Raw genomic sequence first — 13282 nt, forward strand, 5'->3', positions numbered from 1 at the left:
CGTCAAACCGCAATTTATCGAGCTCCGGACCGTCTATAAAAAAATGCGGCGCTCTATGAATTGTGCGCCGCCACATTCACTCCTCACTCCTAACTCCTAACTCCTCACTCCTTCTTCCACTCCTCCACCATCCGGTCTACGCCGGCCATGACGAAGGTTTCTATCATATCCGTTTCTTCCCGCAGTTTCTTTTCTTCCTTTCCCGAAATGCCGTAGAAGAGATGGCCCAGCTGGTGATGGCTGGATAGGAGGAAAATGAGGAACGGGGAAATGGCGGCCAGGAAGCACTGGGATACCCGGCGGTCTTCGGCGGGAAGGCCCATGTATTCTGCCAGCACCGACAGTACGGGAGTCAGCTTTTCCCGGATCGTATGGTCCGCGTATTCCATGAAAATGGTAGAGGGATTCACCATTTCCCGGATGGATACCTGTATCTGCCAGCTGTCGGAGAAGAAGGCCTCTTCCACGTACATATCCATGAACTTCAGGAGCTTTTCCCTGGCCGTAATGGGCGCCTTCACCACACCAAGGATGGTGGGCAGGGGCATAATGTGTTCGCACACGTTTTCCAGTACCGCCCGGTACAGCCCTTCCCGGCTGCCGAAGTGGTAGTTCACGGAGGCCAGGTTCACCCCCGCCAGCCGGCAGATTTCCTTGCTGGTGGTCCGGTCATAGCCCTGGGCAGCAATAAGGCGTCCGGCACATTCTATTAATTTTTCTTTCGTCTCTTCCCCATCTTCCCGGGAAGATTTTTTTATGCTGTAAGCCATGGAAAGCCTCCTTGAAACGGATGTGAGAAAAGTAAAAAGCAAGATGTGGCCTGAGGAAATAAGTGAGAAGTGAGGAGTGAGGAGTGGCGGTGCGCCGCTTCAAGATTATAGGGCGGCGCTATTTTATATGGGACGATTTCGCCGCGATATTTCAGTTTATCGAGCTAATGGGGCGACGCTGGTGGGTAGAGTCATTCGGGCGGGGGCTTCTAGCTGCTAGCTCCTAGCTTCTAGGAAAGCTGGCCAGCCTACAGCACGAATGACTGACGGGAATACCGGGCGGAAGCGCCGCAGGCGGATCAGCCTTCCTAACAGCTAGCCGCTAGAAGCTAGAAGCTCCATGCGAGTGACTCTATCCGCAACCATGCCAAACCGTTCGTTCCAACAGCTCTACAAACCGCAATTGGCAGGGGCGGCGAAAATTTATAAAACTCGCGGCGCTATATAATTTGCGCGCCGCCACATTCACTCCTCACTCCTAACTCCTCACTCCTCACTAATAGCCCTACTGCTGCCAGACGGTGTGGCTCACCATTTTCTCAGCTCATATGGTGCCTGAACAGATACGCCGCCACGGTGAGGGTGACCAGGGATATGAGAGCCAGGGGAATGAAATTCATAGCCAGCTGGCTGAAGGTGAGACCTTCGAGATAAATGCGGCGGATGAGCTCCAGGGCGAAACGGAGGGGATCCGCGTAGGTGATGGTCTGCAGGAAGGCCGGCATATTTCTCACCGGCGTAATGATGCCGGACAGGAGGGCCATAGGAATCATGAGGACGATGACGTACACCAGCACCTGCTGCATGTTTTTGGAAATAGAGGATACGATGAGTCCGCAGCCCGTGGAGCTCAGAAGGTAGAAGAAGAGAGCCAGGTAAAAGGTAGCCAGGGACCCGGCGAAGGGAACCTGGAACCAGAAGTAGCTGATGCAGAGAAGGATGGTGCACTGCACGAATCCCACCAGCATCGGCGGCACTGCCTTGCCGATGAGGATCACCGCCGGAGACACCGGAGCCACCAGGAGCTGCTCAAATGTCCCCTCTTCCCGTTCCCGGGCCACCGAAAGGCCGGCCAGGAGGAAGACCTGGGCAAAAGACAGGAGGCCGATGATACCGGGGAGGAAGAACCACCGGGTAATCTGGTTTGGATTGAACCAGGTCCTTGTCTCCAGGGTTACCGGACTTTCCCGGCCTGCCAGGTCCAGGTTGTACCGGCTCACGATGTGGCTGGCGTAACTGGCGGCAAGACCGGCGATCATGGTATTTCTTCCGTCCGTAATAATCTGTACCGGCGCCGTGTCTCCCTGATCCAGACGTTTCTGGAAATCCTGGGGAATGGTGATGGCCATCACCGCATCTCCCCGGGTAATGTAGGTCCCGATTTCATCGGGCGACGACAGGTGGGCCACCGGATGGAAGAGGCCGGTGCCGTCGAACCGGGAAAGGAGTTCGCTGGAGGCTTTACTGTGGCTCAAGTCCACCGCCACGTAAGGCGCGTCTTCCAGGTTGTAGTTGGCAGCGTAGCCGAAGAGGAAGCCCAGCACGATGGCGGGAATGACAACGATGCGGCGGGTGGCGGGGTCCTTCCAGATGTTAAAGATTTCCTTCCGGCAGATTACGATGAGCTGCTGGAGGAAGAGTTCAAATTCTCCCATTCATTCCACCTTCTTTCTGGTCATGCCAAAGGCGGAGCCCACGAAGAAGAGGGCGTAAAGCATGAGGATGCCTCCCTGCTCCAGGAGCATGCCCATATCCGTGCCCGACAGGAAGAGGGACCGGATGCAGACGAGGTAATGGCTGAAGGGAAGCACCTGGCCCACCCCCTGCACGAAGAGGGGCGTAGAGCGAAGGTCAAAGATGAACCCCGACAGCACGAGGCAGGGCAGGAAACTGATGAGGAGGGACAGCTGGCAGGCAAGGAACTGTTTCTTCGTAATGGCGGAAATGACGAGGCCCATGCCCAATGCCACCAAGAGGTACACCATGGAAATGAGAATCACCGCGATGAGGGACCCTTCTATGGGCACTTCGAAGAGGAACCGGGACAGCACGAGGCAGATGCCCATGCCCAGGAGGGCCACGCAGAAGTAAGGCACCATCTTCGCCAGCACCAGTTCCATGGGCTTCACCGGCGTCACGAACAGGGACTCAAAGGTGCCCCGCTCCCATTCCCGGGCCATGACCACGGAGGTCAGCATAACGCCTACAATGGTCATGATGAGCATGATGAGGCCGGGGATGAAGAACCAGGTACTGGAATTGGCATCGTTGAACCACATGCGGGAAGCCACGGTGATGCCCCCGTTTCCGGCGAGCCCCTTCTTCATGAGCCAGGTGGAAATGGAACTTTCCACGTAGGATTTCGTACTCATGGCGGTGGCCGTTTCCACACCGTCCAGGATGACCTGCACCTTCGCCCGCCCTTCATAGAGGGACGTGGAGAAGTCAGGAGGAATATCGATAATGACGTTCACCTTCCGGTCGATGAGCATTTGCTCCGCCTCGGACTGGCTGGTGACATAGGTGGGAGAGAAATAATCGGAGCCATTGAGAAAGCTCACGGCGTCCTGGGCAAGGGGTGACGTATCTTCCAGCACCACCGCCGACGGCACGTTCTTCACGTCCAGGGAAATGCCGTAGCCGATGATGAGGATGAGGATAATGGGCAGCACGATACCGAGAAGCAGGGAACTGGAGTCCCGGAAGAGCTGGAGAAATTCTTTATGGATCAGCGCTTTCATGCGCCGCAGGAATCCTTCCATCACGCACCTTCTCCTTTCTGCCTTGCCCTTTCTACAATGGCAATAAATATATCATCCATATCGGCCTTCGGCTTTCCCAGTTCCTTCCGGATGTCCGAAGGACTGCCGATGGCCAGGAGGTGGCCATTATCCTGGATCATGAAGCGGTCGCAGTACTCTGCCTCTTCCATGAAGTGGGTGGTAATGATGATGGTGGTGCCGAGGGCCGCCAGCGTCGTAATCTGACGCCAGAAATTCCGCCGGGCCAGGGGATCGATGCCGGAAGTCGGTTCATCGAGGAAGAGAATCTTCGGTTCATGGAGGAGGGCGCAGGCCATGGAAAGCCGCTGCTTGTAGCCGCCGGGCAAGTCCCCCGCCTTCTGGTCCATGCGGTCGGTGAGGTAAAATTCTTCCGACAGTTCGTGGATCCGCTCCTTCAGCCGCTTTGGGGGAAGGCCGTAAATGCCGCCGTAGAACTCCATATTTTCAATGACCGTCATATTGCTGTAAAGAGAAAATTTCTGGGCCACGTAGCCGATATTCGCCCGGGCCCGGGTCCTCGCCTTCCGGAGGTCCACTCCCGCCACCGACAGGAATCCGCTTGTCTCCGGCAGGAGGCCGCAGAGCATTTTGAAGGTGGTGGTCTTTCCGGCGCCGTTCGGCCCCAGGAGGCCAAAGATTTCTCCCTTGTGCACTTCGAAGGACGTATTGGCCACCGCCGTGAAATCGCCGAATTTCTTCACCAGGTTCTTCACCTGGATATTGACTTCCGTCGACGGCTTGCTGCCCTTGTCCAGGGCTTTTTTGCTTTCTTCCGTAGGCGGCAGGATGCCCTTTTCCGCCTTCCGGAGAAGGATCATGAAACCGTCTTCCAGCTGCGGCGGCGCCGGGCGCACTTCCATATGGTGGGCAGTAAGGTAGGGCACCGGGTCTTTTCCTTTCGTAATAAAGTGGACTTCCCCGCCCCGGGGCACCGCATCCACCACGTGGTCCATGTCGTCCAGGAGGTGGGCCTGGAGAATCCTCGTGGGCACCCCCTCTTCCGGAGATACCGTGAAACAGCGGTCCGCCGCGATGCGGCGCAGATCCTCCGGACTCCCGTCGGCCAGCACATGGCCCTCGTGGAGCACGTAAACTTCGGATGCCATTTCCGCTTCGTTCATGTAGGCTGTACTAACAAAGACCGTCAGGTCCTCATCCTTCACGAACTGCCTGATGATTTCCCAGAGCTCCCGCCGGGACAGGGGATCCACCCCCACCGTCGGTTCATCGAGGAGCAGGAGGTCCGGCGAACGGACGAGGGTGCAGGCGAGGCCCAGCTTCTGCTTCATGCCGCCGGAAAGCTTGCCGGCAAAGCGGCCGGTGAACCGTTCGAGGCCCATCATTTCCAGAAGCTTCTTGTACCGGGCAGGCCTTGTCTCCTTCGGTACCCCGTGGAGGTCGGCGTAGAGGTCCATATTTTCCTGGACCGTGAGATCTTCATAGAGGCCGAACTTCTGGGGCATGTAGGAAATGCGGCTCTGGATTTCTTCAGCGTCCTTCACGCTGTCTTTGCCCAGCACCGTGAGGCTGCCATCTGTAGGATCCATGAGCCCCGCAATGAGGCGCATGAGGGTGGTCTTTCCAGCGCCATCGGGGCCGATGACTGCCGTGAGCTGTCCCCTCTTCACAGAAAGGTCGATATGGTCCAGGGCGGTAATGGTACGGCCTCCGCCCAAATGGAAGGATTTATGCAGTTTTTCCGCTCGAATCACTTCGTCCAATGTTGTCATCCTTTCTGAAAATATGCATGATAACGGTTCGAGTCACCAGAGCAGGGCATTGAGCCTTTAGCCTTGGGCCTTGAGCTGGCCAGCCGCTATGCGGCAAGTGCCATATGGCTAAGCGGCGTGCGACCATGCGGGGCTTTTAGCTGTTAGCTTCTAGCTCTTATGAAATGACCTTTGTCAAGACCCCAAGCATGCCAAATATTCTTGCCAATAAGACTAGTTGCAAGATGTAATGGAATTAAATCGGTTTGGGAAAATTTGAACTTTACATGGAGCGGCTCATGTGATAGCCTGCTTCCTCTATGGCCATATTTTTTCGGCCCCTTGGCTTGGAAATCACATGAGCAGGGGCTCCATGTCAAGTTCAAATTGGTATGCGGGTTCCAGGCAATAGCTGCCTGAACAACATGGAGGAAGAGCTTTGCAGATTATTCCGGGGCTTGATCAGTCTCTTATACGTGGATTAACAGGTCAATGATTTCGCCGCGGGTTCCTTCAATCTTTTATTTGGAATCATGCCTATGCATGTCCTGCAAAGCTAGCACTAGGATAACCCAGCCTCTCTTAACTCAAAGCTCTCCCTTAATATTGTCCAAACCGCTATTCACCTTTTAATCATCTCCCTTCGGCTGTATTTTTATGCTTGCTGTCTAACTCAGAGAACTATGCGTGCGATGTCAAGCTTTTTTACGAATAACGTCAGCAGTGTGTCCAGTCATCATTCCCCAAATAAAGCCACTGAATTCCCGGGCAACGGCAGTAGCAGCAACATTACTGTTTTTCCCTTTCATAATCTTGTCTCTGAACCTTACGCGAAGTCTTCTGTTTGCTTTGTCCGCATAATGAATATCTGATGCACAGCATCCTTCCTGCCGTTTTCTCAAAGCCCTGCTCTTGTATCCGGGCCGCCCCCGTGAAAAGCCGGACCAGACTGCTTCAATCAGCTTCTTCCTCAAAACAATATTTCCGGCTTTTGAAATGCTGCCATAGTTGCCATCTTCATTACTGGAGTGTTCAGTTGGGGTAAGTCCCAAAAAGGACGCAAAATGGCCTGCTGTAGGAAAGCGCTTGAAATCGCCAATAGTTACAATTAAACGAAGTGCAAAGCCATATTCTATTCCAAGGAAACAGCGCAGTTTATTGACATTAGCTGCATACTTTTTCTGCATTGCAAATGACTTAATCCTGACATCCAGATCTTCCAGCTTCTGCTGGAGGGTAAGCAGAGTTGTCATATACTCACTCAATGTTTCCTTATTCAATTCGCTCAGCGGGAGACTCATAATCCAATTCACATGTTTTTGGGTCCAGGTAGCTCCCTGGTTATAATGGAATCCCATCTGGTGCACAAAAGCAGTTATCCGCTGTTTAGTGACTTTAACCATATCCTGATGGTCGTCACGCATCCTGATATAGCGGAAAATGGATTCGTCTTCCTCATCGGGGACATAAATGGAAATACACTCACTTTTCGCCATGGCATTGGCAAGCGCTCTTGAATCAATATAATCATTTTTGAATTTTTTATCTCTGCTGCTTTTCTTCAAAGAAGAAGGAGCTATTACCATACAATCTACATTGGCTGCCATAAGCTTACGGTAAAGGCCATAACCGAATAACCCGGCTTCATAACCACAGATAACATGGCACTCTCTGTTAACGGCTTTTTTGCAATCACCAATGAACCGGAGCACATTCTTTACTGCAGGGCCAAGTTTACGAGGGGGAATAAGATCTAACGTAATAATTTCACCGGCAGGAGACATTTGATTAACGACAGCAGCCATCGTATAGTTTTCGGTATGGGTGTCGATACCAACATAAACGAATGGGATCGGGGACGTAAATGTGCTAGAATAAGACATGATGACCTCCTTGGTTGAGAAAATATGATCCTGTTCTCGTAAAATTGGCCTTGCAACTATATTTTACCGAAATTTGGGCATATACATCAAACTGGGGAGGTCATTTCATATTATCTTTTAGGAAAACTGACCTGCCTGCGGCGCTTTCATCAGTTTTCATCAGCTAACCCCAGCCCCGTGGGCAGCCCCTTCCCGAGGAGAGGCCGCTGAAAAAGTCAAAAGTGCTGAATAATTATGCCCCACCATACATTCAGCTTCGCATAAAAGCTGATCAGGTGGCTCCGCCATACAATGCACACCGACTGCGCTGGATGGCGTCTCACTGGATGCTCAGTCGCTATCGCTCCCTGCGCTCCAGTTCGCTTGCTCACCCCTTGCCCGCTTCGCGGGACTTCCCACACAGGGAAGCGTGTCACTGGATTCTCAGTCGCCTACGGCTCCCTGCGAATCCAGTTCCCTTGCCACCCCGGAGGGGGCAGCAAGTCTCGGCTCCCCCTCCGGGGTGGCAGCGAACATGAGTTGCACCAGCGAACACAATTTGAAGGAGCTAAGCGACGCGCAAATTGTCGTGAGTCGGTGACAGCCGTAGCGGAGGAGCGAAGCGACGCTCAAATCATCGTGAGTCGCTTTCCCGCAGGGTGAGCTGGCGCCGTAGGCGACGGAGGTTAGCTGTTGGAAGCGCCGCAGGCTAACCAGCCTTCCTAACAGCTAGAAGCTAGAAGCTAAAAGCCCCCGCTTCTGTGCTGCTGAACGCCAACACGAAGAACCGCCGCGCAGCGGCTGGCCAGCTCAAGGCACAAGGCTCAAAGCTCAAGGCCCTGCCCCAGATGACGCCAGCCACAAGCACCCCTTACAGTTTCACTTTCACCGTTGCCGGCATGCCCATGCGGAGCTTATTGGCCCCGTCGTCCACGTACACCCGGACTTCGTAGAGGAGCGCGGTGCGGAGCTCGCTGGTTTCCACGTTCTTCGGCGTGAACTCGGCTGTGGAGGAAATGTAGCCGATCTGTCCCTTCACCGGTTCCTTATCGCTGTCGATGTAGATTTCCGCCTTGCTTCCCTCATGGATCTTGCCCAGGTCCCCTTCCTTCACGTAGACCCGGACCCATTTCTTCGTGTCCAGGGAAATCCGGAATACCGGCTTCTGGGGAGACGCCATGTCCCCCACTTCCATGAGACGGGACCGGATGACCCCGTCCTGGGGCGCAATGAGTTCCGACTGGGACAGAGTGTATTCTTCCCGGGAAAGGGTATCCTGCAGGCTCTGCAGCTGGGCTTCCGCCGCTGCCACGTCTTCACTCCGGGGACCGGCCACGGCCAGGTCGTTCGCCGCCTGGGCCTCTTTTACTTTTGCATCGGCGGTGGCGAGCTTTGTTCTCGCATCGTCAAGCACCTGCCGGCTCACGGATTTGCCGCCGGAGGCGTTGAAGGCATCCTGTTTCCTCGTGAAATCGGAGGCCAGAAAATCCCGTTCCGCCACGGCCTCATTCACCTTGGCCTGTGCCTGGGCCAGGTCTTCGGGTCGGGTGCCGTTGTGAAGCTTATCCACCTGTGCCTGCTGGGCGGCGATCTGGGATTTCGTCACCGCCATCTGGTGCTCCAGGTCTTCGGTATCCAGCTTTGCCAGGACCTGTCCTTTCTTCACCGTGTCCCCTTCTTCTACGTAGATATCGGAAATCCGGTCACTGTTCCGGAAGGCCAGGGACACTTCCCGAAGGTCCACATTTCCCTTCAGCACCAGCTCCGTCGCCGCTTCCTCTGCCGCTTTCCGGCTCCGGTATTCATAGAATCCAAATCCCAGTACCAGCACAAGAAGGATAACGATGACCGCCACCGTTTTCTTGTGTTCCCTGATTTTTTCCATCATGCCTGTCACCTCAATGTTAGTAATAGCCCTAAAGTGCTGCGGAATATTTGCGGCGAAGCCGCTTTTGGTCTAGGTCTAAATCTAGGTCTAGGCCTACAGAGCCTACGGCTCAAATGCTCTCACTCCTGCCCGTCGGCCAAAGGCTTCCATCCGCCACCGAGGGCTTTGAAAAGGGCCACCATATCCGTCAGTTCCTGTCCTTTGGCCAGGGTATAGTTCTGGTCCAGAGAGAGGTAGTGCCGTTCAGCGTCCAGCACATTCATATAGTCCGAAAGGCCGTAGCTGAACTGGTTCTTCGAAAGGTCCAGGGCCTCCTTCGCATGGGTCCTGCCCTGTGCCAGGGAATCCTTTCTCACCCTGTCCTGGCTCACCGCCGCCATGGCGCTTCGGACCTCGCCGGCCGCCTTGAGCACCGTATTTTCATAGTCCGCCTGCCGTTCTTTTTCCTTTTCCGACGAAATCTTCACCTGGCTCTTCAGGGCGCCCCCATTGAACAGGGGGTACGTCACCTGGGGCATAATGCCCAGGGCGTGGCTGCCGGCGGAGAAAAGGCCGCCTCCCAGGGCCGCCAGCCCCAGGACGCCGAGGATGGAAAACTTCGGCTTCAGCTCTGCCTTTGCTTCCTTCGTCTTTTCTACCTGCGCCGCCCAGGCCATTTCCGCCGCATGGATATCCGGCCGCTGCCGGAGGGTTTCCGCCGGAATGGCATTGTACATTTCCGGATCCACGTCAGGAAGAGGCGCCGGGGTCATGAGCTTTTCATTGAGAGCCCCCGGCACGGTGCCGGTCAAAATGGAAATCCGATTCAACGTATCGGAAATTCCTTTCTTCAGTTCCGGAATCTTCGCTTCCGATTCATTCAATGTATAGGAGGCCTGGTCCGAAGGGAGGGAAGAAAGGAGTCCCGCATTTTCATTCACCTTCAGGAGATCCAGATTTTCCTTCTGGTTGGCAATGTGGGCTTCCGTCACCGCCAGTTCTTCCTGCAGGGTGCGGAGGGTAATGTAATTCATGGCTACCTCCGCGGAAATAGATACCCAGGTGCCGTAGAGCATGGCATGCTGGGCTTCCAGGGTATTTTCGGAGGATTTCACCTTCGCCCGGTTCTTGCCGAATACGTCGAGTTCCCAGGACGCATCCACGCCGGCGTAGGTCATATTCTGCCCCGTATCGATGCCGGCGCCGGGCATCTTCTTCAGGAGATCCGGCGTCACGCCGTCCACCACGTCATCCGGTGCCTTTACCCGCACCCAGCCGGCGCCTGCATTCATCCAGGGAAGCCGGGCCGCCTTACTGACGCCCAGGGCCGCCCGGGCCTCACCAAGCCGGGCCCGAGCTGCTGCCAGGTCCTTATTATTGGTAAGGGCAGTCTCGATGAGTTCATCCAAAGTATCATCGTGGAAAACCCTCCACCACTCCGACAGCACCTCCGGCGAAAGGGCTGCCCCATCCTTTTCCTGGTAATAGGGATTCTCATACTGCCCGGCCAGGGCCGTCCAGGACGGAGCTGCCGAAGCCTTTTCCTCCGCCCCCTGCACAGTAAGAGGAGCATTACAAAAGGCAGCCGCTGCCAGAACCATCGCCAGAACCGCTGCCTTCCTTCTTCTATTCATACCATCCACCTCCTGAAAACCACTCAGTCAGGGAAGCACATTTATCTAATTGCTATTATATCAAATTCAAATTTGAATTTCAATTTAGTCCGGATGACGTTTAGTGAATCAGCATACTTACGGATAGAGGCACGAGCCTTGAGCAGTGAGCCTTCAGCCTTAAGCTGGACAGCCGCTTCTCAATGGGCGTTATATGGCTAAGTGACGTGCACCCGAGTGGGGGCTTCTAGCTGCTAGCGGCTAGCTCTTAGGAGAACAGGCCAGCCTGCAGTGCTTCCCACCCGATATTTCCGTCAGTTATTCGTGCCGTAGGCTGTAGAGCCTTCCGGGAAGCCAGCAGCTAGTAGTTGGAAGCCCTCACGTGTTTGACTTTACCCGTAAGCGCCGCATCTCCCCCTCAGCCACTTTGACACCAACGGATCCCCGCGAGATACCCAATACCACCTTTCCCCCCTTCTCCTTGCGTTCTCTTTCTCATAAGCGTATAATGTAAAGCCGTAATGACTTTTTCCAATATTAAATAGTATATATAAGGAGGCCCCCTTGGTTTCAACCATTCGTCATTTTCTTTCCCATATCAAACTCATTCACCAGATTGCCATGGGACTGGTGCTGGGTATTATCCTGGCCATCGGTGTGCCGGAGTCGGTGCCTCTTATCCGGGTCTTCGGAGACCTCTTCGTGAAGGCATTGAAGAGCGTGGCACCGGTGCTGGTCTTCTTCCTCGTCATCAATGCCATTGCCCAGAAGAAGCCAAGTCAGGGGGGCAATATGAAGCCCGTCATCACCCTTTACATGACGAGCACCTTCTTTGCTTCCATCGTAGGTGTCACCTTTTCCTTCCTCTTCCCCACGTCCCTGGCCCTGGATACGGCATCCGCCGCTTCCAATGCAGCCGCCCCCAGCGGTATCGGTGAAGTGCTGTACAATCTCGTCATGAGCACCATTGACAATCCCATTTCCGCCATCCTGAAGGCAAACTACATCAGTATCCTGGTATGGGCCATTATCTTTGGCATTGCTCTGAAATCCATGGGCGGGGTCCAGACGAAACAGTTCCTCGATGATACGGCGAAGGCGGTCACAAAAATCGTGGGCTGGGTCATCCATCTGGCGCCCCTGGGCATCATGGGCCTCGTAGCCAATTCCGTAGGCAGTGAAGGGCTCTCCGCCCTCCTGGGATACATGAAACTCCTGGCAGTCCTCATCAGCGCCTACGCCACGGTAGCCCTCGTCATTAACCCCCTCCTCGTATTCACCCGGGTCCATAAGAATCCCTATCCCCTGGTGTTCACCACCCTGAAGGAAAGCGGCATCTATGCCTTCTTCACCCGAAGCAGCGCCGCCAATATCCCGGTGAACCTTTCCCTTTGCCGCCGGCTGGGACTGGATCCGGACATGTACACCATTTCCATTCCTTTAGGCGCCGCCGTCAATACCGCCGGTGCTTCCGTCACTATTTCCGTCCTCTCCCTGGCCGCTGCCTATACCCTTGGCATCCACGTGGATATCCCGACGGCCCTGCTCCTCTGCCTCGTTGCCACCATCGGCGCCTGCGGGTCCTCCGGTGTGGCGGGAGGCTCCCTCCTCCTCATCCCCGTGGCCTGTGCCTCCTTCGGTATTAACAACGACATCGCCATGCAGGTGGTGGGTGTGGGTTTCATCATTTCCGTCCTGGAAGATGCCTGTGAAACAGCACTGAACAGCAGCAGCGACGTTCTTTTCACCGCCACCGCAGAATTTGAAAAGCGGCGGAAAGAGGGGAACTTGAAATCAGGAGACATGGTGCTGCGGAGAGGATAAGCGATCAGCATGCTGGCGTATAGGGGACATTCATGCGGGAGCTTCTAGCTGTTAGCTGCTAGCACCTAGGAAAGCTCGACAGCCTACGGCGCTAATACTGCCGGAATATTGGGTAGAAAGCGCCGTAGGCGAATCAGCTTTCCTAGAAGCTAGAAGCTAAAAGCTAGAGGCCCTAACGCGTTTGACTCTACCCTTCAGCACGCTAAAAAAGCCGGGAATCATCAAGTGATTCTCGGCTTTTCGTATATGATTATTCCTTCTTCAGTACCTTCACGATTTCGCCCATGTAGATGCTGTGATTGTTATTGGCCTGTCTTCCGGAATTCCACCGTTCATAGGTTTCCTTGTCCGTATAGAATTCAGGCTTCATTTCGTGGGTATAGATCTTCCGGCATACAAGGATGAGATCCGCCTCTTCCAGACCCACCGCCTCGTCGCCGATGGCATAAGGATGGAGGCCGCTGCCTTCGAATTTATCGCCGTCCCGTCCGGAATGGGAACCCATGTAGGTTTCCTTTTGCTTGTATTCCACCGGCGGGAAGGACAGGGTGAAGTAGTCCTGGCTGTCCAGGATGGTCTTTGTGAACCGGCTCTGGCGGATGTAGATGGAAACCACCGGCTTTCTCCACATGACGCCGAACCCGCCCCAGGTCACCAGCATGGGGTTGCACTTTTCCTTATTTCCTGCCGTGACGATGCAGTATTTGCCAAGGTCCGTAAAGGGGTTCAGCCCGCATTCTTCTACCGGTATTTCTTTAAAAGACATAATGAAGTCTCCTCTCTTTATGAATTTAATAAATTCTATATGAATTATACCACATATCTCATGGGATTCTAAAGGACTTTATGATAAA

At 54.5% G+C, this 13282-nt stretch carries 9 protein-coding genes; 1 reads left to right on the forward strand and 8 read right to left on the reverse strand.

Going from position 1 to position 13282, the window contains the following annotated elements; genetic code table 11:
• Positions 1-104: 104 nt before the first annotated feature.
• The 7 genes from ACFWUL_RS08155 to ACFWUL_RS08185 all read right to left on the reverse strand — a co-directional run bounded on the left by ACFWUL_RS08155 (position 105) and on the right by ACFWUL_RS08185 (position 10625).
• Positions 105-770, reverse strand: coding sequence for a TetR/AcrR family transcriptional regulator (locus ACFWUL_RS08155; protein ID WP_416176942.1), 666 nt, complete (start codon positions 768-770; stop codon positions 105-107).
• Between the two features lie 539 nt (positions 771-1309).
• Positions 1310-2425 (reverse strand): ABC transporter permease, encoded by a 1116-nt coding sequence (locus ACFWUL_RS08160; RefSeq protein WP_416176943.1) that lies wholly within the window; start codon positions 2423-2425, stop codon positions 1310-1312.
• The gene (locus ACFWUL_RS08165) at positions 2426-3532 is read right to left on the reverse strand and encodes an ABC transporter permease (protein WP_297021189.1); all 1107 of its coding nucleotides are present in this window, start codon (positions 3530-3532) and stop codon (positions 2426-2428) included.
• Positions 3532-5283: an ATP-binding cassette domain-containing protein gene (locus ACFWUL_RS08170; RefSeq protein WP_416176944.1), complete on the reverse strand. Its 1752-nt coding sequence runs from the start codon at positions 5281-5283 to the stop codon at positions 3532-3534. Before ACFWUL_RS08170 ends, ACFWUL_RS08165 begins: the two co-directional genes overlap by 1 nt.
• 674 nt (positions 5284-5957) lie before the next feature.
• The gene (locus tag ACFWUL_RS08175; RefSeq protein ID WP_416176858.1) at positions 5958-7145 is read right to left on the reverse strand and encodes an IS110 family transposase; all 1188 of its coding nucleotides are present in this window, start codon (positions 7143-7145) and stop codon (positions 5958-5960) included.
• An 850-nt stretch (positions 7146-7995) separates the two neighbouring features.
• Positions 7996-9012 (reverse strand): HlyD family efflux transporter periplasmic adaptor subunit, encoded by a 1017-nt coding sequence (locus ACFWUL_RS08180; RefSeq protein ID WP_416176945.1) that lies wholly within the window; start codon positions 9010-9012, stop codon positions 7996-7998.
• A 119-nt stretch (positions 9013-9131) separates the two neighbouring features.
• Positions 9132-10625, reverse strand: coding sequence for a TolC family protein (locus tag ACFWUL_RS08185; protein WP_416176946.1), 1494 nt, complete (start codon positions 10623-10625; stop codon positions 9132-9134).
• 543 nt (positions 10626-11168) lie between these two features.
• On the opposite strand from ACFWUL_RS08185, the gene sstT reads away from it, so the two are divergent.
• Positions 11169-12428 (forward strand): serine/threonine transporter SstT, encoded by a 1260-nt coding sequence (gene sstT, locus ACFWUL_RS08190; protein ID WP_416176947.1) that lies wholly within the window; start codon positions 11169-11171, stop codon positions 12426-12428.
• Between the two features lie 250 nt (positions 12429-12678).
• Here sstT and ACFWUL_RS08195 read toward each other — a convergent pair whose 3' ends face one another.
• Entirely contained in the window at positions 12679-13194 is a 516-nt protein-coding gene (locus ACFWUL_RS08195) for a flavin reductase family protein (protein ID WP_416176948.1), read from the reverse strand.
• Positions 13195-13282 lie beyond the last annotated feature (88 nt).

The organism is Dialister sp., from assembly GCF_047832375.1.
GTDB lineage: Bacteria > Bacillota > Negativicutes > Veillonellales > Dialisteraceae > Dialister.

Coding starts and splice junctions, on each gene's coding strand:
- ACFWUL_RS08155 (WP_416176942.1), bottom strand. CDS start 770: ATGGCTTACAGCATAAAAAAATCTTCCCGGGAAGATGGGGAAGAGACG.
- ACFWUL_RS08175 (WP_416176858.1), bottom strand. CDS start 7,145: ATGTCTTATTCTAGCACATTTACGTCCCCGATCCCATTCGTTTATGTT.
- ACFWUL_RS08160 (WP_416176943.1), bottom strand. CDS start 2,425: ATGGGAGAATTTGAACTCTTCCTCCAGCAGCTCATCGTAATCTGCCGG.
- ACFWUL_RS08165 (WP_297021189.1), bottom strand. CDS start 3,532: ATGGAAGGATTCCTGCGGCGCATGAAAGCGCTGATCCATAAAGAATTT.
- ACFWUL_RS08170 (WP_416176944.1), bottom strand. CDS start 5,283: ATGACAACATTGGACGAAGTGATTCGAGCGGAAAAACTGCATAAATCC.
- ACFWUL_RS08180 (WP_416176945.1), bottom strand. CDS start 9,012: ATGATGGAAAAAATCAGGGAACACAAGAAAACGGTGGCGGTCATCGTT.
- ACFWUL_RS08195 (WP_416176948.1), bottom strand. CDS start 13,194: ATGTCTTTTAAAGAAATACCGGTAGAAGAATGCGGGCTGAACCCCTTT.
- ACFWUL_RS08185 (WP_416176946.1), bottom strand. CDS start 10,625: ATGAATAGAAGAAGGAAGGCAGCGGTTCTGGCGATGGTTCTGGCAGCG.